The following is a 21,456-nucleotide window of genomic DNA, read 5'->3' on the forward strand; positions in this document are numbered from 1 at the left end:
GCCCGGTGCGATCCACATTCCCTTGCTTTTACACTTACTTTGGTTCTTTATTATGCTCAATGACGCAGTAGCACCAGAAATAGTCCCGGCGGCCGGCTCCGACAAGGACGCGCCGCTGAAAGAAGATATCCGCCTGCTGGGCCGCCTGCTGGGCGACGTGCTGCGCGAACAGGAAGGCGACGCCGTCTTCAATGTGGTGGAAACCATACGCCAGACTTCCGTGCGCTTCCGCCGCGAAGCGGACGCCGACGCCGCGCTGGAACTCGACGCCATGCTGAAGGAACTGAGCCGCGAACAGACGATTTCCGTCGTGCGCGCCTTTTCCTATTTTTCGCACCTGGCCAACATTGCGGAAGACCAGCATCACATCCGCCGCCGCCGCGCCCACCTGCTGGCCGGCTCGCCGGCGCAAAAGGGCAGTGTCAGCTTTGCGCTGAAAAAACTGCGCGCCGCCGGCGTGCCGCGCAAGACCGTCGACACCTTCTTCCAGGACGCCCTGATCGCGCCCGTGCTGACGGCCCACCCGACGGAAGTGCAGCGCAAGAGCATCCTCGACGCCGAGCACGACATCGCCCGCCTGCTGGCCGAGCGCGACCTGCCGCAGACGCCGAAGGAACGGCAGGCCAACATGCAGCTGCTGCGCTCGCGCGTGGCCACCCTGTGGCAGACGCGCATGCTGCGCTACTCGAAGCTGACGGTCGCCGACGAGATCGAAAACGCCCTGTCCTACTACCGCATCACCTTCCTGCGCGAACTGCCGGGCCTGTACGACGACATCGAGGAAGACATCGCCGCCGAGTACCCGAACGGCAACGGCACGATCGAGCCGATCAACGCCGCCTACGTGCAGATGGGCAGCTGGATCGGCGGCGACCGCGACGGCAACCCCAACGTCAACGCCGGCACCATGCAGCACGCGCTCGCGCGCCACGCCACCACCATCCTCGACTTTTACCTCGACGAAGTGCACGCGCTGGGCGCGGAACTGTCCGTCTCGACCCTGATGGTGGGCGTGAGCGCCGAACTGCAGGCGCTGGCCGACCAGTCGCCGGACGCCTCGCCGCACCGCAGCGACGAACCGTACCGCCGCGCCCTGATCGGCATCTATGCGCGCCTGGCCGCCACGGCCCGCGCGCTGGGCGCCACCAACATCCTGCGCAAGGAAGTGGGCGCGGCCGCGGCGTACCCTGACGCGGCCGCCTTTGTGGCCGACTTGCGCACCATCGTCGCCTCGCTCGAGTCGCACCACGGCGCGGCCCTCGTGCGCCCGCGCCTGGCCACGCTTGCGCGCGCGGCCGACATCTTCGGCTTCCACCTGGCGTCGCTCGACATGCGCCAGACTTCTGACGTGCACGAGCGCGTGCTGGCCGACCTGTTTGCGAAAAGCGGCGTGGCCGCCGACTACACGACCCTGTCCGAGGAAGACAAGCAGGCACTGCTGCTGAACGAACTGGCCCAGCCGCGCCTGCTGTACTCGCCCTACATCGCCTACGCCACGGAAACGGATTCCGAACTGGCCATCCTGCGCGCGGCGCGCGACATCCGCCAGCGCTACGGCGCGCGGGCCATCCGCAACTACATCATCTCGCACACGGAAACCGTGTCCGACCTGCTGGAAGTGTTGCTGCTGCAAAAGGAAACAGGCTTGCTGCGCACCGACTGGCAGGCCGGGGGCGACGGCGACAGCACGTGCGAGCTGATGGTCATCCCCCTGTTCGAGACCATCCCCGACCTGCAGCGCGCAGCCGGCATCATGAGCCAGCTCATGGCCTTGCCTTTGGTCAAGCAATTGATCGCCAAGCAGGGACAGTTGCAGGAAGTCATGCTCGGCTATTCCGATTCGAACAAGGATGGCGGTTTTCTCACGTCGAACTGGGAACTGTACAAGGCGGAACTGGCATTGGTGGCGGATTTCCAGAAGGCCGGCGTCAAGCTGCGCCTGTTCCACGGCCGCGGCGGCACGGTGGGCCGTGGCGGCGGCCCCAGTTACGAAGCCATCCTGGCTCAGCCGCCGGGCACCGTCAACGGCCAGATCCGCCTGACGGAGCAGGGCGAAATCATCGCCTCGAAGTTTTCCAACGCGGAAATCGGCCGGCGCAACCTGGAATTGCTGGTCGCCGCCACCCTGGAAGCGAGCCTGGCGCCGCAGGAAGCCAATCCGGCCCGCAACGGCCAGCTGGCGCAATTCGAAGCCGTGATGGCGCAGCTGTCGGACCTCGCCTATCACGCCTACCGCCACCTCGTGTATGAAACGCCGGGTTTTACGGAGTATTTCTTCTCGGCCACGCCGATTGCGGAAATCGCCGAACTGAACCTCGGCTCGCGCCCCGCCTCGCGCAAGGCCAACCAGCGTATCGAAGACTTGCGCGCCATTCCCTGGGGCTTTTCCTGGGGCCAGTGCCGCTTGCTGCTGCCGGGCTGGTTCGGCTTCGGCAGCGCCATCGAAGCGTGGATCAACGATGGCGAGCCAGCGTCGAAGGATGACAGGATCGCCACCCTGCGCGCCATGTACGCCGAATGGCCGTTCTTTGCCACCCTGCTGTCGAATATGGACATGGTGCTGGCCAAGACGGACCTGGCCATCGCCTCGCGCTACGCGGAACTGGTGGCGGACCAGGACTTGCGCGAACGCATCTACAAGCGCATCACGGAAGAGCATGGCAACACCTTGCGCTGTCTGGAGCTGATCACCGGCAATACCGAGCGCCTGGCGGGCAATCCGCTGCTGGCCCGCTCGATCCAGAACCGCTTCGCCTACCTCGACCCGCTGAACCATTTGCAAGTGGAATTGATCAAGCGCAACCGCGTCCTGTCCAGCGCCAGTAAAGTCGATGAACGGGTGCACCGCGGCATCCAGCTGTCGATCAATGGCGTGGCGGCAGGCTTGCGCAACACGGGCTGATCGCGCCGCATTGCCATCGGTACACAGGGGCCGGCACCGCAAGGGCCGGCCCTTTTGCTTTCCAAATGGAAAAATATTCTCAATAAAACAACATTTAGTATTACACTAGCGTCGAATACTTTTCCCACTCCGGCGCCACGCGCACCGCAGCGGCCAACGATGACGCCAGGGACGCGTATGAGCAAATGGTCGATTGAAACGCTGAGTACGGCATGCGCCGCCCTCGTCCTGGTGGTGCTGGGCTGGCTGGCCGGCGCGGCCTGGCAGGAGCTCGACTCCTGGGAACATATCTGGCTGTCGCTGCTGCTGGCGGCAGCCGCCGGCACGGCCATGTGGCTGATGCGCAAGCTGCGCGCCCACCTCGCCAGCACGCGCTTGCAGCTCGATGCCAGCACCATGCGCTACCGCCACCTGAGCGAGACGGCGCAGGACGGCATGTGGCAAACGGATGCGCAAGGCACGATATTGCATCTCAACCAGCGCCTGTGCGACATGCTCGATATGCCTGCGGAAAAGCTGCTGGGCCATAAAATGAGCGAATTCTACGATGAGGCGACCTTGCTGCGCCTGTGTCCGCTGCGCCAGACAGCCACGGATAGCTGCATGGGAGAACTGCAATACCGGCACAGCGACGGTTCGGAACGCTGGGCGATGATCAGCGGCCGCCGCCTGTACGACCATCATGGCAATCTGACGGGCGCGCTCGTGCTGGCCAGTGACATCACCGAACAAAAGCGGGCCGAACATGCATTGAGCGTCGCCCATGCGGAGCTGGAAAGCCGCGTGGCCCTGCGCACGGCCCAGCTGCTCGACGTCAATCTCCAGCTATCGGCGGAAATCGCCATGCGCGCGCAAACGGAAGCGGCCCTGGCGCGCAGCGAAGAACGGCTGCAGGACATCATTTCCATGATGCCCCTGTCGCTGTTCCTGAAAGATGCCGATTCGCGCATCCTGCTGATGAACCAGGCCTGCGAGCAGCAATGGGGCGTGCGCCAGCAGGACATTGCCGAAGGGCGCGACTTGCAGCATTTTCCCAGCGACCAGAACGTGGGCTTCCACGCGGCGGACCAGGAAGCGTTTGCCAGCCGCAAGGTGGTGATACGCGAAGAACTGGTATGGAATGCGCAGCTGCAGGAAAATCGCCTGCTGCAGACGCACAAGAAACCCATCTTCGATGCCGAAGGGCGGCCGCAGATGATCATCGCCATGGCCATCGACATCACCGACAGCAAGCGCAACGAGGAAAACTTGGAGCGCACCCTCGCCCAGCTGCGCGAACTGAGCGACCACCAGCAAACGATCAAGGAAGAGGAACGCCGGCGCATCGCGCTCGACATTCATGACGACCTGGGCCAGAACCTGATGGTGCTGCGCATCGATGTGTCGCTGCTGCACGCGCGCACGGCCAAGACCCATCCGCGCCTGCACCGCCACGCGCAGCGCGTGCTCGACACCATCGACACCACCATCCGCTCGGTGCGCACCATCATCAATGACTTACATCCCAGCACCCTCGAACTGGGACTGGGTCCGGCGGCCGAATGGCTGCTCCGCCAGATGGAGGGCCGCGGCGCCATCCGCTACCGGCTCACGCTCGACAGCGAGGTGCCGGACCTGGGCCTCGATCAGCGCCAGACCTCGGCCATCTTCCGCGTGCTGCAGGAATCGCTGTCGAACATCGTGCGCCACGCCCAAGCCAGCGAAGTGGAGGTGGCGCTGGAACAAGATGCGGATTCCATCATCCTGCGCATCAGCGACAACGGCATCGGCATGCAGCCGGGCGACGACGGCAAGCGGGCCGCCTTCGGCCTGAAAAGCATACGCGAACGTGTCCACGCGCTGGGCGGCGAACTGCGCATCGACAGCCAGGCGGGCCGGGGCACGGTGCTGACCATCTACCTGCCCCACGCCGCCAGACGCGCCATGCCGGCCATGCCAGAACACAAACATTACCAAAAATAGTAGCGAATTAAATATGCATTTTTGGCAAATAAAAGTATAGTAAGTTTTTTCCTAGAGGAAACTATCATGCTGACACGGTTCTCCCGCCTCCCCGCCCCATTGCTCGGCCTGCTCCTGCTGGCCGCCGTTTCCAGCGCCAGCGCCGCCATTTATGCCGAACGGGGCTTTGGTGAAAGGGATGGCAACGGCAGCATCGCATCCGACCTGAACCCGGCTGGCCTGGTGGCCGGCATCATCATGGAAGAGGAAGGACGGCGCCGCGCCGTGACGTATCAGCATGGCCGCCTCCGCGAGCTGGGCACCCTGGGCGGCGATGAAGGTTTTACCAAGGCCATCAATATCCATGGCGCGGTGGTCGGTTCGGCGCAAACGGCCAGCGGCGCCTGGCACGCCTTCCGCTACGACGCGGCGGGCGGCATGCGCGACCTGGGCACCCTGGGCGGTACCAGCAGCTATGCCACGGCCATCGCACAAGGCGGCCAGGTGGCCGGCTATGCCGACACGAGCGGCGGCGATTTCCACGCCTTTGTGACAAAAGCCGACCACAGCCTGCAAGACCTGGGCACCCTGGGCGGCGCCAGCAGCTATGCCAGCGGCCTGAACAGCCATGGCGTGGTGGTGGGCACGGCCCAGCGCGGCGATGGCTACCGCCGCGCCTTCGTCTACCACCCCGGCGCGGGCATGCGGGAAATCGGCACCCTGCCCGGCGGGCGCATCAGCTCGGCCACCGCCATCAATGACGCGGGCCTGATCGTGGGCGCCTCGGAAACGGAAAAACGCCGCTGGCACGCGTTTGCCTGGGATGGCAAGCGCATGCTGGACCTGGGCGCCCTGATCGGCCAGGGCGACAGCTACGCCACGGCCGTCAACGCGGCCGGGCACGTCGTCGGCAGCGTCAACATCAACGGCTTTGAACCGATGACCTTTGTCTACAAGGAAGGCGTGATGACGGTGCGCCGCCGCGACGACGGCCTGTATCTGACCAACAAGATCACGGACGCCGGCCTGGTGGTGGGCGCCGTCTACACGGGGCATAAATTCCAGGCCTTCGCCGTGCCCTCGCAAGCATCGCCGCCGCCGCCGCGCCGCAACCCGCTGGACTGGTTCTTCCTGACCGTCATCGCCGCCGCCTGCGGCGCGGCCCTGTTCCGCGCGCGCCGGCACGTGCGCGCCGGCCTGCTGGGACAGCGCACGCATTTTCTGTAAATCGGCACAGGTAGGGACGAAAAAAAAGAGGCTTGCGCCTCTTTTTTTATTGCCTGCTGACCGCTTAGTTTTGCGTCAGGAAAGTCTTCAGCTTGTCCGAACGCGAAGGCTGGCGCAGCTTGCTCATGGCTTTCGCCTCGATCTGGCGGATGCGCTCGCGCGTCACGTCGAACTGCTTGCCCACTTCTTCCAGCGTGTGGTCGTTCGACATTTCCACGCCGTAACGCATGCGCAGCACTTTCGCTTCGCGCGGCGTCAGGGAATCGAGTACTTCCTTGATCACGTTGCGCATCGATGCGTGCAGCGCGGCGTCCAGCGGCGCCAACGTCGTGTTGTCTTCGATGAAGTCGCCCAGTTGCGAATCGCCATCTTCGCCCATCGGCGTTTCCATGGAAATCGGCTCTTTCGCGATCTTCATGATTTCACGCACCTTGTTTTCCGGCATTTCCATCTTGACGGCCAGGGTCGCCAGGTCCGGCTCGCTGCCCGTTTCCTGCATGATCTGGCGCGAGATGCGGTTCATCTTGTTGATCGTTTCGATCATGTGCACCGGCACGCGGATGGTGCGGGCCATGTCGGCGATCGAACGCGTGATCGCCTGGCGTATCCACCAGGTGGCGTAGGTCGAGAACTTGTAGCCGCGGCGGTATTCGAATTTATCGACGGCCTTCAGCAGACCGATGTTGCCTTCCTGGATCAGGTCGAGGAATTGCAAGCCGCGGTTGATGTATTTCTTCGCGATCGAAATCACCAGACGCAAGTTAGCGACCGTCATTTCGCGTTTCGCGTGACGCGCGCGCTTTTCGCCGGCAGCCATCTGCTTATTGATCTTGCGCAAGTCCGCCAGCGGCAAAGCCACGCGCGCTTGCAGGTCGATCATCTTCTTTTGCAGTTCCTTGACGGCAGGCACGTTGCGGCTGAGGATGGCGCTGTACGGATACTTGCAATCGACTTCGCGGTCGACCCATTCCAGGTCGCATTCATTGCCAGGGAACACCTTGATGAAGTGGGCGCGCGGCATGCCGCATTTGTTCACGCACAGTTCCAGCACGGCGCGCTCGATGTGGCGCACTTCTTCCATCTGGCCGCGCAGGGTGTCGCACAGCTTTTCCACGACCTTGGCCGTGAAGCGGATGCCCAGCAATTCCTGCGAAATGGCTTCCTGCGCCTTGATGTAGGCTTTCGAGTTGTAACCCTCGGGCGCCTTGCGCATCTTGTCGTACTGCGTCGAAATGACGTTGAATTTCTCCAACGCATTCTTTTTCAGCTGGGCCAACTGTTCGCTGGAGAAACCGGCCGCGCCGCCATTGGCGTCGCCGTCTTCTTCCTCGGCTTCCTCTTCCTCTTCGTCCTCGTCGCTGGCAGCGGCGGGGGCTGGAGCGGCGGCGGGTGCCGGGGCATTGCTTTCGTTCAAGTCGACAAAGCCGTCGACCACTTCATCGACCTTGATTTCATCGCGCGCAATTTTTTGCGACAGCGCAACGATTTCGCCGATGGTGGTCGGGCAGGCGGAAATCGCCTGGATCATGTCTTTCAGGCCGCCTTCGATGCGCTTGGCGATCTCGATCTCGCCTTCGCGCGTCAGCAGCGCCACGGCGCCCATTTCACGCATGTACATGCGCACGGGGTCGGTGGTGCGGCCGAAGTCGGAGTCGACGGTCGACAGGGCCGTGGCGGCAGCCGCTTCCACTTCATCGTCGCTGGTGACGGTGGCGACGTTGTCAGTCAACAACAGGCTTTCCGCATCAGGGGCGCGCTCGTAGACGGCGATGCCCATGTCGTTGAAAGTGGCGATGATGCCTTCGATCGCTTCCGGATCGATGATGTTTTCCGGCAATTGGTCATTGATCTCGGCGTAGGTGAGGAAACCGCGTTCCTTGCCCATGTTGATCAAGCCCGTGATCTGCTTGCGGCGGCGTTCCAGGTCCGCTGCCGATGCTTCCGGATCGCCCAGCGCGTCCGCCAGGCCGCCCTTGGCCTTGCGGTCGCGCGCTTTCGACACGGCCTTCAGTTCGGCGCGCTCGACGGCGTTCAGTGCGGCCACTTCATCGTTTTCCGGCGTGAATTCGCTCGGCTTGCGGCCGCGGCGGCCTGGCACCTTGACGGTCGGCAGGAAGTAATTCGAGGTGTCGATGGCGGCCAGGGCATCGGCGTCCGTGGTCTTGCTGACCACTTGCGCGCCGGTGATGATGGTCACGGGTGCCGCCTCAGGCTTGGCGCGCACGACTTTCGAGCGGGCTGCCGTCACCACCTTGTTCGTGGCGGCGCTTTCGCTGACCTTGCGCGGCGCGGCCGGGGCCTTGGCGCCAGGGGCGACCTTCACGCTTGGCGTTTTGGCCGGTGCGGCGTCGGTCACCTCGGCCACTTCGGCCACGGCGTCGACAGCCGCCGCTGGCGCTTCGGCAGCCGCATCGGCCGGCGGCACGGCAGCCAGGCGCGAGCGGCTTTTCTTCACCACGGTGACGACGGTGGGCGCCGTCGTGACGGTGGCTTCCGGATTCGCTTGCGCATTATCGATGAAGTAAGATAAAGTCGTTTTGGGTACGGCAAGTGGCGCCGCGGCTGGGCGTGGCGCCTTGGCGGACAACGTTAAAGTTTTTGGCGTATTCTTCATGAGATATCTCTTAATGCGAGACCAGATGGTGTCGGCGCGAAGTGAATGATTCCACCTAAGCCTGCGAAACCGGACTCGATGGAGCGTATTGTTGCGGCTGCCGTCAAGGGCAGCGGCGCCTGTCTATCGGGACGTTCAAAGCCCGCGCATCCGTCATGCGGAGCGGCGGGGCCGAAGCCGGGTCAGATAAATAAGCGATGTACATTGCGGAATGAAAAAAAGCCCGTACCAGAACGGGCTTGAATCTATTGTTGTTCAGTGAAGACACAGCGGAGAGCAAGATTATGCACGAAGGCCAGTTATCTGGATAATTGATAAGCAAAATATCTGATATCAAAAATATCAATAATGATGGCCCTGCACCGCACTGCTCCTATCCCCTGCACACCTGAGCCAGACCATCAAAAACCGGGTCCAGTCATCAGCGCAAGCCGACATTATACACATTTCCCGTATTTCGCGCTGCGTCCGCTGTAGGGCGGACCCGCTTGTTGCAGCGCAAGTTGCCAAAAAAGACAATGCACTTGCCTGTGGCGCGTGCTATGCTCCCCTTTTATAGCCCAACCAATGATGTCGATGACCAGCTCCACGCCAGACCAGCAAGCCACCACTCCTGACACGCCAGTCGATGCAGCCCCAGCGGCGGCACCGGCCGCAGCGACCACGCCGGCGCCTGCCGGCCTGACCGCGCGCGCCCTGCTGAAACAGTTCCAGGAGCAATTCCCGCCATTCCGCGATTGCCTGCCCTTGTCGATCGGTATCGACAAGCAGATCCTGGCGCGCCTGCCGGACCTGGACCGCAAGCTGATGCGCACGGCGCTGGGCATCCACACGGGTTCGCTGCGCTACCTGCGCGTGATGGAAAAAGCCAAAATCCGCTACGACCTCGACGGCACCGCCGGCGCGGAAGTGACGCAAACGCACCGCGACCACGCCACGCAAGTATTGCAGCAGCGCTTCAAGAAGGAAGCCGAGCGCAAGAAAGCCGAGCGCGACGCGGCGGCCGCCGAAGAAGCGAACCGCTTGCGCCTGGAAAAACTGAATCAGCTGACCGCGAAATTCTCGCGCAAAGGCTGATCCGGTTTCATGGACACAGCTGCCGTACCGCCACTCCCCCCGTATCAAGGCATCGCCCTCGACCACGTCAAGCTGGTACGTACCAGCGATGATGCACAGGCGGCCATGGCCGCCCTGCTGGCAGCGGACGCCATCGGCTTCGATACGGAGTCGAAGCCTACTTTTGTGAAGGGCGAGTCCTCCACGGGGCCCCATCTGATCCAGCTGGCTACCGACGACATCGCCTACCTGTTCCAGGTGGGCAGCACGCCGGCGCCGGCCCTGGCCGAACTCAAAGCCATCCTCGAATCGACCACCACCCTGAAGGTGGGCTTTGGCCTGTCCGACGACGTCAAGCGCCTGCGCAACAAGCTGGGCATCGCGCCAGCCCAGGTGCTCGACCTGTCCGTCGCCCTGCGCGGCGGCCAGCGCAACGACCTGGGCGCGAAGACGGCCGTGGCCAAATTTTTCGGCCTGCACCTGCAGAAATCGAAAAAGATCTCCACCACCAACTGGGCCACGTCGCGCCTGACGGAAAAGCAGATCCTGTACGCGGCCGACGATGCGCAAGTGGCCCTGCGCGTGTATCGCCGCTGGATCGCCGAAGGCGGCAAGGTGGCGCCGCAAAAAGCGCCGCGCGCCAGTACGCCGCCTGGCCCGCCGCCAGTCGCCGCCTGAGCCGGCGCGCCTTCCTGCAACATGAGCAAGAACAAGTCCATCGGCACCACGCCTGACGCGATCACCGCCGCCGAACAGGCGCTGGGGCGTGGGCTGCCCGCGTCCTACGTGCAATGGTTATTGGTCAACAATGGCCGCGCGCTGGGCGCCTTGAGCATCTTTCCCGTCTACGACGCGGCTAATGCGCGCAAGACGTGGGAATCGATAGAACGCCATTACCGCACCGACTGGCAAGAGTGGCTCGAGAATGCGGATGACGGCGATGCCGCATCCCTGCTGCCCTTTGCCCAGTTCGGCACGGGCGATTACTATTGTTTTGACTATGCGCAAACAGGGCCATCGGGCGAGCCGGTGGTCGTGCTGTGGTCGCACGAAACAGGGACTGCCACCACGGTGGCGCCCGACTTTGCATCATTCCTGATACTGCCCGGCCGCCCGGGCTGACACCCGGCGGCCGGCGCAGCCTTATTTGACCAGACGCAAGGTCAGGGGATAGCGGTAAGTGACGCCATTGCTGGCCTTGACTGCCGCGACGATCGAGCACACCAGGTTGGCCAGCGCCACGATCCAGAACAGGAACAGGCCGATCAGCACGAACGACAGGATGAAGCAGGCGAAATACCAGATGATCAGGGTGATCTGGAAATTGAGCGCCTCGCGGGCGTTCTCGGCCGAGAATTTATCCGCATCGTCTTTCTTGATCAGGTAAATGATCAGCGGCGCCACCCAGCTGGTGAACAGGCCGCCAACGTGGGACAGAATGGCCAGCGTCGTATCTTGCGTACGACCCAGTTCCGGCTGCGTGTTATCCATTATCATTCCCATCATTCGTTATAGATACTTCAATATAACAGCAATATTTCCTTTTGGAATGAAACACTTGCTGGCGCAAGGACCTTTTTTCATGTGCCGCTTGCCGCCCTCTGCGCCAGCCGCCCCAGGGTGGCGATGGCCTCTTCCAGCTGCGGACTCCACGGGTGGCCATAATTGAGGCGGATGCAGTGGCGAAACGCGCGCGTGGCGGAAAAGATGGGACCGGGCGCGATGCTGATGCCGGCCGCCAGCGCGCTGCGGTGCAAGGCCAGCGCATCGATGCCCGCCGGCATTTCAACCCAGACGAAATAGCCGCCCTGTGGCCGCGTTACCCGCGTGCCGGGCGGAAAATGCACGGCGATCGCCTGCAGCATGGTGTTTTGCTGCGCAGCCAGGGTCAAGCGCAGCTGGCGCAGATGGCGGTCGTAGCCGCCCTGCGCCAGATAATCGGCCAGCGCCATCTGCAGGGGGATGGGCGCCGACAGGCTCGTCGTCAGTTTCAAGCGCTCGACCTGGCGCGCATAGCGGCCCGCCACGGCCCAGCCCAGCCGGAAACCGGGCGCCAGTGTCTTGGAAAACGAGCTGCAATGCATGACGAGGCCCGCGCTGTCGTGGCTTTTCGTCAGGCCCGGACGCTGCTTGCCGAAATACAGCTCGCCATACACATCATCCTCGATCAGCGGCACGCCATGGCGCGCCAGCAGTTCGACCAGCGCGCGCTTCTTTTGCGGCGGCATCAGGCTGCCCAGAGGGTTCTGGAAACTCGTCATCAGCCAGCACGCCTTGGGCCGGTGGCGTTGCAGCAACTCTTCCAGCGCGGCCAGGTCGACACCGTCACGGGGGCTGGTGGCAATTTCCACCGCCTTCAGTTCCAGCCGCTCCAGCGCCTGCAGGCAGGCATAGAAGCTGGGCGACTCGATCAGCACCGTGTCGCCGGGCCGCGTGACGGCTTGCAGGCACAGGTTCAGCGCTTCCAGCGCGCCATTCGTGATGACGATGTCGTCGCTGGAAACGGGCACGCCGTCGAGCTGGTAGCGCAGGGCGATCTGGCGTCGCAGCTCGGCATTGCCCAGCGATAGATCCGTGACGGTGCTCCACGGGTCGAGGCGGCGCATGCTGGCCGACACGGCCCGCGACAGCCTTTCCATGGGGAACAGCTGCGGGCTGGGAAAGGCCGAACCGAACGGCACGATATCGCGCGCGCCCGCGGCGCCCAGCACTTCGAACACGAGGTCGCTGACGTCGACGGTGGTGCTGGCGTCGAGCGGGTGGGAACTGTCCGGCTCGGGGGCCAGCGCGGCGCGCTGCGGCGCCACGTAATAGCCGGAGCGGGGACGCGAGACGATCATGCCGCGCGCTTCGAGCAAATAATACGCCTGGAACACCGTCGACGGGCTCACGCCCCTGCGCGCATGCTGCTGGCGTACGGAGGGCAACTTGTCACCCGGCAGCAACAGCTGCGTACTGATCATGGCGGCGACTTCTTCCGCCAATTCCTCATATCGTTTCAACCCTGCTCCTCAAACTGATCCGTAGTTTTATTGCACAACTGATCCTGTCACAGTGACAGCACCCGGTATATGCTAGGGTAACAACATCCGGGCAGCAACACCGGCACGGCATATCGACCGACGAGACAGGTTATTTCCCCATGCAACTCCCCATGCTACTGCATTCTCCCCGCGTGCTGGTGCTGGCCCTGGCTATCGCCTGGCCCGGCATGGCGCTGGCCGCGCCCGCCGCGCTGCCAGCCGGCCACGACAGCCTGGAACAGCGCATCAAGGCGTGCACGGCCTGCCATGCGCCGAAGGAACGCCACGACGCCTTCTTTCCCCGCATCGCCGGCAAGCCTTCAGGCTACCTGTACAACCAGCTGCTGAACTTTCGCGAGGGACGGCGCCAGTATCCGATGATGAACTACATGGTCGAGCACTTGCCGGACGATTACCTGCGCGAAATCGCCGAGTATTTTGCGGCGCAGCACCCTGCCCCGCCGCCGGCCCAGCCCAGCGGCGCCGGCACGACAGCCCTGGAACGCGGCAAGCAACTGGTGCTGCATGGCGACGCGAGCAAGAAGCTTCCCGCCTGCATCGCCTGCCACGGCCAGCAGCTGGCCGGCGTGGCGCCCGCCATCCCCGGCTTGCTGGGCTTGCCGCGCGACTATATCAATGCCCAGCTGGGTGCGTGGAAGAACGGCATCCGCCGCGCCCACGCGCCCGACTGCATGGCGCAAGTGGCGCAGCGCCTGTCGGACGCGGACGTGGGCGCCGTCTCGGCCTGGCTGGGCACGCAAGTGGCCAGCGCCGACGCGCGCCCCGCCAGCAGCATCGCCCTGCCCTTGCCCCTGCATTGCGGCGGCGTGCCGGGCTCCAGCGCGCAGGTGGCGCCATGAAAAAATGGATGATCGCGATTGCCGGCGTTGCCATCGTTGCGGCCGGCGCCAGATTCCTGCTGTGGCCGGCGGACGACATCGGTCCGCCCGCCGTGGCCAGTCCCCTGAGACAGGAACAGCTGGTCGCGCGCGGCGCCTACCTGGCCAAGGCGGGCGATTGCATGGCCTGCCACACGACGCGCGGCGGCGTGCCCTACGCGGGCGGCCGCGCCCTGCAGACGCCGTTCGGCAAGGTGCTCTCGCCCAACATCACGGCCGACAAGGAAACGGGCATCGGCAGCTGGACGGCCGACGATTTCTGGCGCGCCATCCACAACGGCAAGTCGAAAGACGGCCGGCTGCTGTATCCGGCCTTTCCCTACACCAGCTACACCAAGGTGCAGCGCGAAGACAGCGACGCCCTGTATGCGTATTTCCAAAGCGTGCCGCCGCACAAACAGGCGAACGCGCCGCACGCGCTGCGCTTCCCCTACAACCAGCAGATCGCGCTGGCCGCCTGGCGCGCCCTGTACTTCAAGCCGGGCGTGTACCAGCCGCTGACGGGCAAAAGCATGGAATGGAACCGGGGCGCCTACCTGGTGCAAGGCCTGGGCCACTGCAGCGCCTGCCATAGCAGCCGCACCACCCTGGGCGGCAGTGACGACGGCCTGTCGGGCGGCCTGATCCCCGTGCTGGGCTGGTATGCGCCGTCGCTGACGTCGGACGCGGAAGCAGGCCTGGGCGACTGGGACACGGCGCATATCGTGGAATTGCTGCAAACGGGCGTATCGCCGCGCGCCACCGTCTTCGGCCCCATGGCGGAAGTCGTGCGGCAAAGCTTGCAGCACATGAGCGGCGCCGACGTGCAGGCCATGGCCGTCTACCTGAAAAGCCTGCCCGGCCCCGCGCAGCCCGCACAACGGGCGCCGCGCGACACGTCGGAGCAAGCCCGGCAGCAACTGGCGCTGGGCGCAAAACTGTATGAAGCGCAATGCGCGAGCTGCCACCAGGCCGACGGCAAGGGTGTACCGCCCGGCTACCCGCCGCTGGCCGGCAACCGCGCGCTGACGACGGTCTCGGCCGTGAACGCCATCCGCCTCGTGCTCAACGGCGGCTTTGCGCCCGGGACAAAAGGCAACCCGCGCCCCTACGGCATGCCGCCGTTCGGTCCCGTCATGGATGATGCGGAAGTGGCGGCCGTGGTCACATATCTGCGTGCGTCGTGGGGCAATGATGCGCCGGCGGTGTCGGCGCTGGAGGTAAACAAGTACCGCAGCGTGCCGCTGGAATAATGCCGTTTGACGATTATCTCAAATTGAGATAATCTGCGCTCATGATATCGCTTCGTCACGGCATCGCTTCGACATATGCGCATCGTCGCAAACAAGGCTTTGATCGATTTCGCCAGGAAACATCCCCTGGCGGGCGAGCCCATGCAGGCATGGCGCAAGATCATCGAATCGAGGCCTTTTGCCAATTTCGCCATGCTGAAGTCGATATTTAACGCCACGGATCGCGTCGGTGATTACTATGTTTTTAATATTGGCGGTAACAAGTACCGGATCATTGCCGCCATTCACTTCAATCGCCAATTGCTGTTCATCCGGGAAGTGTTGACGCACAAGGAGTACGACGCATGGAAACCTTGATGCATCGTGAGATGATTACAGAAATCACTGTCCACTATCAGGCCTTGTCCAAACTGGTCCCTCTGCAGGCGATTCCTGATGCGCCAGCTTATGAACAAGCTGTCAGCGTATTGCATCAGCTATTGGACGCGGGGGCCGCCGATGAAAAACACCCGTTGGCGGGGTTGGTTGACAGTATCGGCCGGTTGATAGCCGATTACGATCAGGAGCATTTCCCGGCTGCCCCTGTTTCGCCTGCGGCCACGCTGCGCCAGTTAATGGAACAACATGCACTGACACAGTCCGACGTACCGGAAGTGGGCACCCAAGGCGTCGTCTCTGAAGTGCTCAACGGCAAGCGGGATCTGAATGTGCGGCAAATCAAGGCATTGGCACAACGATTCGACGTCCCTCCCAGTGTTTTTATTGCGTAATCCAATAAAAAACCGGCTCACGCCGGTTCTTTTCATGTCAAACAGCCGTCCTCAGCGGAACTTGCTCTTGTGCCCCGTTTTGAGGTCCAGCGCATAGCGCACGCCGTTGTCCGTCAGCATGACTTCATCGGGCGGTTCTTCGCCGGCCAGGGCGCCGTCGATCAGGGGCAAGCCTTCGCCCTTGCGCATCAGGTCGTCGCAGCGCTCGTACACGTTCACGCAGCCGGTGGACGCCATCAGCGATTGCACGATGGCCACTTTCCACGCGTCGACGCCGCCGGCGTTGAATTCGCAGATCAGATAGCCCTGCACGCCGCCAAACAGTTGCACCACCAGGCCCGGCAAGCCTTCGTCTTCGCCCTTGATCAGGGTCAGCAGCTGGTTTTCGCCGGATTTCTTGATGGCTGGCAGTTTTTTCTCGATGGCGGCCTTGACCCTGCGCTTGATCAGCGCGTGGTCGACCGGTTCGTCTTCCTTGAAGCTCCAGATGCGCGCGCGGATCTGCGACTTCGAATTGTAGGCGGCGCGGGCGATAAATTGTTTCGAAGAACTCTGCACGATGGCCGTCGAGCCGGGCTTCATTTTTTCCTGCGGCTTGCCTTCGACTTTTTCAATCGCGGATGCGTAAATCCACGATTGGCCCAGCAAGCTCTTTTCCTTGCCCTGTTTGATGGTGATGATCAGCATGTAATTCCAGTAGTGTGAGCGGCGCGTGCCGGTCGTCGTATGTCCAATACCGGCATGATACCTCATGCCATCCTGTCGCATCCTCCTGCATTCCATGCCGCTGCCGGCGCAGTCTGTCGCAACGCGATACGCGGACGCGGCCGGCTGGCATACCATGCCTGCAGTCCAATTCAAAACAGGGAGCAAGAATGACACCGACACTTTTCCATCACCGCCGCGCCAGCGCCGCGACCGCCCTGTTGCTGGCCGCCTGCGCGCTGGCCATGCCGGCCGCGCCGGCGCTGGCCTCGCCGCTGGACTGGATTTCCGGCAACAGCGTCCAGGGCAGCGGCAAGCTGCAAAAACAGACGCGCGAAGTGGGCAGTTTCCATGGCGTGGCGCTGAACGTGCCGGGCACGGTCGAGCTGCGTATCGGCAACACGGACAGCGTCACCATCGAAGCCGACGACAATATCCTGCCGCTGATCGAGACAGCCGTGGAAAACGGCACCCTGCGCATCCGCCCCGCCAAGCGCAACGCGAATTTCCGCCAGAGCAGCCTGACCATCGTCATCCAGGCGCGCCAGGTGGAGCGCGTCAGCGTGGGCGGCTCGGGCAACATCACGGCAACGGGCTTGCGGGCCGAGAATCTGCGCTTCGACGTGGGCGGTTCCGGCTCCATCAACGCGCGCGAGCTCGACAGCCGCCAGGTGTCCGTGGCCATCGGCGGCAGCGGCAACTTCAAGGCCAGCGGCAAGACCGAGCAGCTGACGGCGTCGATCGGCGGCTCGGGCAATATCCAGGCGGGCAAGCTGGCCGCGCGCGACGTGCAGGTGAGCATCGGCGGCTCGGGCGAGGCGCAGGTGTGGGCCAAGGATGACTTGACCATCAGCATCGGCGGTTCGGGCGAAGTGAGCTACTACGGCGACCCGCGCATCAGCCGCAGCATGCAGCGTTCGAGCAGCATCAAGCGCCTGGGTGCCGCGCCGAATTAAGCAGCCAGGCCGGCCAGCACGGCGGCCAGTTCCCCCGTGGCCGCCTCGCCCAGCGGCTGCAGCGGCGCGCGGGGCGTGCCCACATCAAAACCCCGCAGCGCCAGCCCCGCCTTGACGGTGGGCGGCAAGCCCCCTTTCATCAGGCACTGCAGCAATGGCAATTGCTGGAAGAACAATTCACGCGCCCGCGCCAGGTCGCCCGCCTGCACGGCCGCATACAGGGCCAGCGGCAAGCCCGCATGCAGGTTGGGCGCGGCCGTGCACCAGCCGCGGGCGCCGGCCGCCAGCGCGGCGAAGGCCAGGGTATTGCTGCCGTTGTAGAACGGCAACGCTCCCCCGCTCAGCTGCGCCAGCCGGTGCATGCGCTGGATGTCGCCCGTGCTTTCCTTGACCATCGTCACATTCGGCACCTCGCGCCAGATGCGCACGATCAGCTCGGGCGACATATCGATGCCGCTGGTGGCCGGATTGTTGTACAGCATGATCGGAATGCCCACGACGTCGCCGATGCGCGCCACGTGGCGCACGATTTCTTCCTCGCTCAATTTCCAGTACGACACGGGCAAGACCATCACCGCGGCGGCGCCCTGCTTTTCCGCAAAGCGGGCGCGGCGCATGGCGCCCGCCGTGGTCAGGTCGGAAATGCCCACCACCGTGGGCACGCGCCTGGCGACGGCGGCCAGCGAGGTGGCGGCGACGGCTTCCCACTCCGCGTCCTGCAGGTAGGCGCTCTCGCCCGTGCTGCCCAGCGGGGCGATGCTGTGCACGCCGTCGGCAATCAGGCGCTCGATCAGTTGTTGCAGGCGCGGCAGGTCGACGTCGCCGCCATCGGCCGTGAAGGGGGTGACAGGGTAGGCAATGATGCCGTGAAATGGTGTCTGCATGATGTTGCTTCCTTTAATCAGTGTGTGTGGTTCAGGCCAGGCAGTCGGCGTGCTGGCGCAGGGCGCGCCGCGCGTAATAGGCGAAGGTCACCGTGTCGCGCCGGGCCGTGGAAATCCAGTCGTGCGCCTCGCGCGCCAGGGCCGGGGGCAAGGGCAGGATGGTGCCGGCCGCCATGGCCAGCAATTGCAAGCGGGCTGCCCGTTCCATCAGCAAGGCCAGCATGCACGCCTCTTCCACCGTGCGGCCCACCACCAGCTGGCCGTGATGGGCCAGCAGGATGGCGCGCTTGTCGCCCAGGGCGCCGGCGATGATCTCGCCTTCTTCATTTCCTACCGGCACGCCCGGCCACGAGGGCAGGAAGGCGCAATCGTCGAACAGGGGGCAGGTATCCATGTGCGACACCTGCAGCGGCTGCTCCAGCATCGACAGCGCCGCCACGTGCGTGGGATGCGTGTGGATGATGCAGGCCACGTCCGGGCGCTGGCGGTAGATCCAGCTGTGGAAACGGTTGGCCGGGTTGGGAATGCCCTCGCCGTGCACTACGCGCAGGTCATGGTCGACCTCGAGCAGATTGCTGGCCGTGATTTCATCGAAGCCCAGGCCCAGCTGTTGCGTGTAGAACGTGGCGTCCTGGCCGCCACGGCAGCTGATCTGCCCTGCCAGGCCGGAATCATGTCCGCCATCGAACAGGATGCGGCAGGACAGCGCCAGGGTTTGCCGCGCCGACCAGGCACTGTCCTGCGTGACGCTGGCCAGGCGCCGCTCGGCGATGGCCACCAGTTCGTCTTTCGACAAGGCCAGGCTGGCGCCCGGTGCCGCTGCTTCATACTGAGTATTGTGCTGCATCGTTGATCCTTCACTCATGCTGACTACGCTTCCCGGCATGCACGGCAACAGCCGCGCAACCCAATCCGAGGAAACCGAGTGTATTTTAGGACACTTTGTGTCATGAGGTACAATAGTTTTTTTAAATCGACCGATGCAACCATGGCTATGCGTCTGAAACTGCTGAGAAAACACAAGGGCTGGACCCTGGAACAGCTGGCGGAAAAAAGCGGCTTGACGAAGAGTTACCTGTCCAAGGTGGAGCGGGGCCTGAGCGTGCCCTCAATCGCCGTCGCGCTGAAACTGTCGCACGCGATGCAGGTGGACGTGGAGCAGCTATTCAGCGACAACCACCGGCAGGCGGCCGTCACCATCACGCGCGCCGGCGATCCGGCCAGCGCGGGCGCGATGCCGCCGCTGCCGCATTTCGCCAGCATCGCCGCCGGCGTGGCACCGAAGAAAATGCTGCCCTTCATGGTGTATCCGGCGCCCGATTTCGCCACCTCCGCCTTCAAGGAACATGCGGGCGAGGAATTCCTGTTCGTGCACCAGGGCACGATTGAAATCGAGTTTCCCCAGGAAACCGTGCAGTTGCACACGGGCGACTCCGTGTATTTCAACGCCCTGATTCCGCACCGCACGCGCAGCATCGGCACACAGCAGGCGCAGTTGCTGGTCATCGTCAGCAACGACGAAGACGCGGCCCCGTAAAGCGGCGGCGCAATGCAAAAAGCCCGGAGCGATCCGGGCTTTTTGCATTTCAAACCGTCAACATCAGCGTGCCGGCTTCACCGGTTCGCGGTCGATCAAGACCGTGTTGACGCTGTCGGTCAGCCAGATCTGGCCATCCTGGATCGTGCATTGCAGTTGCATGTTGCGCTGCGCCAGCTTGCTCATGTCTTGCGCCGCTTCCGACGGCAAGTTGATCACGGTCAAGTTCTTCGCCCGTTCCAGCTTGTTGGCGATCTGTTTCCACCAGATGTGACTGGTTGCGCCATAGCTGTAGACGATGACCTGTTCCGAACGGCCGCACGCCTTCAGGATGCGCTTTTCATCCGGCTGGCCCACTTCGATCCACAGCTGGATGGCGCCCGTCAAATCCTTCTGCCACAGGTCGGGCTCTTCCGTATCGAACAGGCCCTTGGTGAAGGTCAGCGCCTCGTCCGCGTGGATGGCGAACGCCAGCAGGCGCACCATCATGCGCTCGTCCGTTTCGGACGGGTGGCGCGCCAGGGTCAGCACATGATCCTGGTAGTAATTGCGGTCCATGTCGGCGATCTGCAGATCGGCTTTGAAAATTGTTGCTTTGAGGGCCATCGTGTTTCTGTCTCGGTAAAGTAAATAGTGAAGTCGGTATCAGCGGAAAACCACGGTCTTGTCGCCATTTTTCAGGATGCGATGCTCGACGAACCATTTCACGGCGCGCGCCAGCACCACGCACTCGACGTCGCGGCCAATGGCCGTCAGCGTTTCCGCATCCATCGCATGGTCGACGCGCTCGACGTCCTGCTCGATGATCGGGCCTTCGTCCAGGTCGCCCGTGACGAAATGGGCCGTCGCGCCGATCAGCTTGACGCCGCGGTGATGCGCCTGCGCATACGGCTTGGCGCCCTTGAAGCTGGGCAGGAAGGAGTGGTGGATATTGATGGCGCGGCCGTCGAGCGCCTGGCACAGGCCGGGCGACAGGATTTGCATGTAGCGCGCCAGTACCACCAGGTCGATCTTGTGCGTGTCCATCAGGTCGAGGATCTTCGCTTCCTGCGCCAGCTTGGCCGCTTCCGGCGCACCGGCCGCCAATGGCAAGTGGTGGAAGGGAATATTGTAGCTGGCCGCCAGCTGGTAGAACTCCATGTGATTCGACACGATGGCGGGAATTTCCACGTTCAGCAAGCCGCTCTTGTAGCGGAACAGCAAATCGTTGAGGCAATGGCCGATCTTCGACACCATCAGCATCACGCGCGGCTTGACGCGCGCATCGTGCAACTGGCCATGGAAGGGGCCATTGCGCTGCATGACTTGCGACAAGTCGGCGAAGTCGCTGCGCAACTGGGCGTCGCTGACGGCGCCGTCTTCCAGCGCGAAATGCACGCGCATGAAGAACAGCTGGGATTCCTGGTCGCCGAACTGGGCGGAATCGAGAATGTTGCAGCCGTGATCGGCCAGGAAGCCGGACACGCGGTGCACGATGCCGCGCTGGTCCAGGCAGGACAGGGTCAGGATGTATTCGGGATGCGTCATGGTCGCGGAAATAGGTAAAAAAGTAAGGCGATGCTCGGCTCAGCCACGCGCGCCGGCCATCGGCTGCGCTGCCGCGAGCCGGCTATTGTCGCACGGCCGGGCCGGTAAGCCTGCATTTTCCACACAAACAGCATGGCTGCCAGCAGCAGCGAGCTAACTGGCGTTCATTTGATCTAACACAAA

Annotated in this window: 20 protein-coding genes; 12 read left to right on the plus strand and 8 right to left on the minus strand. The window is 63.5% G+C overall.

What is annotated here, in order from left to right; translation table 11 throughout:
- Positions 1 to 52 precede the first annotated feature (52 nt).
- The 3 genes from ppc (at position 53) to CSQ95_RS19480 (ending at position 6,070) form a co-directional block, all read left to right on the plus strand.
- Positions 53 to 2,902 (plus strand): phosphoenolpyruvate carboxylase, encoded by a 2,850-nt coding sequence (gene ppc / locus CSQ95_RS19470; protein ID WP_099410698.1) that lies wholly within the window; start codon positions 53 to 55, stop codon positions 2,900 to 2,902.
- A gap of 177 nt (positions 2,903 to 3,079) precedes the next feature.
- Entirely contained in the window at positions 3,080 to 4,864 is a 1,785-nt protein-coding gene (locus tag CSQ95_RS19475; protein ID WP_180279107.1) for a PAS domain S-box protein, read from the plus strand.
- A gap of 66 nt (positions 4,865 to 4,930) precedes the next feature.
- Entirely contained in the window at positions 4,931 to 6,070 is a 1,140-nt protein-coding gene (locus CSQ95_RS19480) for an HAF repeat-containing protein (protein WP_099410700.1), read from the plus strand.
- A 64-nt stretch (positions 6,071 to 6,134) separates the two neighbouring features.
- Here the strand turns inward: CSQ95_RS19480 and rpoD are convergent, their stop codons facing one another.
- On the minus strand, positions 6,135 to 8,684 hold the full coding sequence (gene rpoD / locus CSQ95_RS19485) for an RNA polymerase sigma factor RpoD (RefSeq protein WP_099410701.1): 2,550 nt from the start codon (positions 8,682 to 8,684) through the stop codon (positions 6,135 to 6,137).
- A gap of 567 nt (positions 8,685 to 9,251) precedes the next feature.
- Here rpoD and CSQ95_RS19490 point away from each other — a divergent pair.
- From CSQ95_RS19490 to CSQ95_RS19500, 3 genes are read left to right on the plus strand one after another with little or no spacing between them, the layout of a single operon-like run.
- Positions 9,252 to 9,761 carry a ProQ/FINO family protein gene (locus CSQ95_RS19490; protein ID WP_070224995.1) on the plus strand — a complete coding sequence of 170 codons (510 nt, stop codon included), beginning with the start codon at positions 9,252 to 9,254 and terminating at the stop codon, positions 9,759 to 9,761.
- Positions 9,762 to 9,770: 9 nt separating this feature from the next.
- Positions 9,771 to 10,418: a 3'-5' exonuclease gene (locus tag CSQ95_RS19495; RefSeq protein ID WP_099410702.1), complete on the plus strand. Its 648-nt coding sequence runs from the start codon at positions 9,771 to 9,773 to the stop codon at positions 10,416 to 10,418.
- Between the two features lie 21 nt (positions 10,419 to 10,439).
- Positions 10,440 to 10,862 carry an SMI1/KNR4 family protein gene (locus CSQ95_RS19500; RefSeq protein ID WP_099410703.1) on the plus strand — a complete coding sequence of 141 codons (423 nt, stop codon included), beginning with the start codon at positions 10,440 to 10,442 and terminating at the stop codon, positions 10,860 to 10,862.
- 21 nt (positions 10,863 to 10,883) lie between these two features.
- Here CSQ95_RS19500 and CSQ95_RS19505 read toward each other — a convergent pair whose 3' ends face one another.
- Both CSQ95_RS19505 and CSQ95_RS19510 read right to left on the minus strand, forming a co-directional pair.
- Complete coding sequence (locus CSQ95_RS19505; RefSeq protein WP_070291296.1) at positions 10,884 to 11,231, minus strand: DUF4870 domain-containing protein; 348 nt, start codon at positions 11,229 to 11,231, stop codon at positions 10,884 to 10,886.
- Positions 11,232 to 11,320: 89 nt separating this feature from the next.
- Positions 11,321 to 12,742: a PLP-dependent aminotransferase family protein gene (locus CSQ95_RS19510; protein WP_099410704.1), complete on the minus strand. Its 1,422-nt coding sequence runs from the start codon at positions 12,740 to 12,742 to the stop codon at positions 11,321 to 11,323.
- A gap of 152 nt (positions 12,743 to 12,894) precedes the next feature.
- Here CSQ95_RS19510 and CSQ95_RS19515 point away from each other — a divergent pair, with 152 nt between their 5' ends.
- The 4 genes from CSQ95_RS19515 to CSQ95_RS19530 all read left to right on the plus strand — a co-directional run bounded on the left by CSQ95_RS19515 (position 12,895) and on the right by CSQ95_RS19530 (position 15,664).
- A complete protein-coding gene (locus CSQ95_RS19515) occupies positions 12,895 to 13,623 on the plus strand; it encodes a c-type cytochrome (RefSeq protein WP_099410705.1) in 729 nt (242 codons plus the stop codon).
- Positions 13,620 to 14,894, plus strand: coding sequence for a cytochrome c (locus CSQ95_RS19520; protein WP_099410706.1), 1,275 nt, complete (start codon positions 13,620 to 13,622; stop codon positions 14,892 to 14,894). The genes CSQ95_RS19515 and CSQ95_RS19520 overlap by 4 nt, the downstream gene beginning before the upstream one ends.
- Positions 14,895 to 14,969: 75 nt before the next feature.
- Complete coding sequence (locus tag CSQ95_RS19525) at positions 14,970 to 15,251, plus strand: type II toxin-antitoxin system HigB family toxin (protein WP_099410707.1); 282 nt, start codon at positions 14,970 to 14,972, stop codon at positions 15,249 to 15,251.
- Positions 15,239 to 15,664, plus strand: a complete 426-nt coding sequence (locus CSQ95_RS19530) for a type II toxin-antitoxin system HigA family antitoxin (RefSeq protein ID WP_083287837.1) — start codon at positions 15,239 to 15,241, stop codon at positions 15,662 to 15,664. Before CSQ95_RS19525 ends, CSQ95_RS19530 begins: the two co-directional genes overlap by 13 nt.
- Positions 15,665 to 15,715: 51 nt before the next feature.
- Here CSQ95_RS19530 and CSQ95_RS19535 read toward each other — a convergent pair whose 3' ends face one another.
- A complete protein-coding gene (locus tag CSQ95_RS19535; RefSeq protein WP_099410708.1) occupies positions 15,716 to 16,351 on the minus strand; it encodes an SAM-dependent methyltransferase in 636 nt (211 codons plus the stop codon).
- 188 nt (positions 16,352 to 16,539) lie between these two features.
- On the opposite strand from CSQ95_RS19535, the gene CSQ95_RS19540 reads away from it, so the two are divergent.
- Positions 16,540 to 17,325 (plus strand): head GIN domain-containing protein, encoded by a 786-nt coding sequence (locus tag CSQ95_RS19540; protein WP_099410709.1) that lies wholly within the window; start codon positions 16,540 to 16,542, stop codon positions 17,323 to 17,325.
- Here CSQ95_RS19540 and CSQ95_RS19545 read toward each other — a convergent pair.
- Positions 17,322 to 18,209: a dihydrodipicolinate synthase family protein gene (locus CSQ95_RS19545; RefSeq protein WP_099410710.1), complete on the minus strand. Its 888-nt coding sequence runs from the start codon at positions 18,207 to 18,209 to the stop codon at positions 17,322 to 17,324. The two genes, CSQ95_RS19540 and CSQ95_RS19545, sit on opposite strands and share 4 nt — an antisense overlap.
- Before the next feature lie 31 nt (positions 18,210 to 18,240).
- Positions 18,241 to 19,056 (minus strand): aldolase, encoded by an 816-nt coding sequence (locus CSQ95_RS19550; protein WP_070291302.1) that lies wholly within the window; start codon positions 19,054 to 19,056, stop codon positions 18,241 to 18,243.
- 141 nt (positions 19,057 to 19,197) lie between these two features.
- Between CSQ95_RS19550 and CSQ95_RS19555 the strand changes: the two genes are divergently transcribed.
- On the plus strand, positions 19,198 to 19,746 hold the full coding sequence (locus CSQ95_RS19555; protein ID WP_099410711.1) for a helix-turn-helix domain-containing protein: 549 nt from the start codon (positions 19,198 to 19,200) through the stop codon (positions 19,744 to 19,746).
- Positions 19,747 to 19,809: 63 nt separating this feature from the next.
- Here CSQ95_RS19555 and CSQ95_RS19560 read toward each other — a convergent pair whose 3' ends face one another.
- The gene (locus CSQ95_RS19560) at positions 19,810 to 20,352 is read right to left on the minus strand and encodes a YaeQ family protein (protein ID WP_099410712.1); all 543 of its coding nucleotides are present in this window, start codon (positions 20,350 to 20,352) and stop codon (positions 19,810 to 19,812) included.
- 39 nt (positions 20,353 to 20,391) lie between these two features.
- Positions 20,392 to 21,273, minus strand: a complete 882-nt coding sequence (purU, locus tag CSQ95_RS19565; RefSeq protein ID WP_070224981.1) for a formyltetrahydrofolate deformylase — start codon at positions 21,271 to 21,273, stop codon at positions 20,392 to 20,394.
- Between the last annotated feature and the right edge of the window lie 183 nt (positions 21,274 to 21,456).

This window comes from Janthinobacterium sp. BJB304 (genome assembly GCF_002735765.1).
Classification (GTDB): domain Bacteria; phylum Pseudomonadota; class Gammaproteobacteria; order Burkholderiales; family Burkholderiaceae_D; genus Janthinobacterium.

Bases quoted from the DNA above. Each gene is read 5' to 3' on its own strand.
- CSQ95_RS19540 (WP_099410709.1), top strand. From the start codon at position 16,540: ATGACACCGACACTTTTCCATCACCGCCGCGCCAGCGCCGCGACCGCC.
- CSQ95_RS19500 (WP_099410703.1), top strand. From the start codon at position 10,440: ATGAGCAAGAACAAGTCCATCGGCACCACGCCTGACGCGATCACCGCC.
- purU (WP_070224981.1), bottom strand. From the start codon at position 21,273: ATGACGCATCCCGAATACATCCTGACCCTGTCCTGCCTGGACCAGCGC.
- rpoD (WP_099410701.1), bottom strand. From the start codon at position 8,684: ATGAAGAATACGCCAAAAACTTTAACGTTGTCCGCCAAGGCGCCACGC.
- CSQ95_RS19515 (WP_099410705.1), top strand. From the start codon at position 12,895: ATGCTACTGCATTCTCCCCGCGTGCTGGTGCTGGCCCTGGCTATCGCC.
- CSQ95_RS19560 (WP_099410712.1), bottom strand. From the start codon at position 20,352: ATGGCCCTCAAAGCAACAATTTTCAAAGCCGATCTGCAGATCGCCGAC.
- CSQ95_RS19530 (WP_083287837.1), top strand. From the start codon at position 15,239: ATGGAAACCTTGATGCATCGTGAGATGATTACAGAAATCACTGTCCAC.
- CSQ95_RS19555 (WP_099410711.1), top strand. From the start codon at position 19,198: ATGGCTATGCGTCTGAAACTGCTGAGAAAACACAAGGGCTGGACCCTG.
- CSQ95_RS19520 (WP_099410706.1), top strand. From the start codon at position 13,620: ATGAAAAAATGGATGATCGCGATTGCCGGCGTTGCCATCGTTGCGGCC.
- CSQ95_RS19490 (WP_070224995.1), top strand. From the start codon at position 9,252: ATGATGTCGATGACCAGCTCCACGCCAGACCAGCAAGCCACCACTCCT.
- CSQ95_RS19535 (WP_099410708.1), bottom strand. From the start codon at position 16,351: ATGCTGATCATCACCATCAAACAGGGCAAGGAAAAGAGCTTGCTGGGC.
- CSQ95_RS19545 (WP_099410710.1), bottom strand. From the start codon at position 18,209: ATGCAGACACCATTTCACGGCATCATTGCCTACCCTGTCACCCCCTTC.
- CSQ95_RS19505 (WP_070291296.1), bottom strand. From the start codon at position 11,231: ATGGATAACACGCAGCCGGAACTGGGTCGTACGCAAGATACGACGCTG.
- CSQ95_RS19550 (WP_070291302.1), bottom strand. From the start codon at position 19,056: ATGCAGCACAATACTCAGTATGAAGCAGCGGCACCGGGCGCCAGCCTG.
- CSQ95_RS19480 (WP_099410700.1), top strand. From the start codon at position 4,931: ATGCTGACACGGTTCTCCCGCCTCCCCGCCCCATTGCTCGGCCTGCTC.
- CSQ95_RS19495 (WP_099410702.1), top strand. From the start codon at position 9,771: ATGGACACAGCTGCCGTACCGCCACTCCCCCCGTATCAAGGCATCGCC.
- CSQ95_RS19475 (WP_180279107.1), top strand. From the start codon at position 3,080: ATGAGCAAATGGTCGATTGAAACGCTGAGTACGGCATGCGCCGCCCTC.
- CSQ95_RS19525 (WP_099410707.1), top strand. From the start codon at position 14,970: ATGCGCATCGTCGCAAACAAGGCTTTGATCGATTTCGCCAGGAAACAT.
- ppc (WP_099410698.1), top strand. From the start codon at position 53: ATGCTCAATGACGCAGTAGCACCAGAAATAGTCCCGGCGGCCGGCTCC.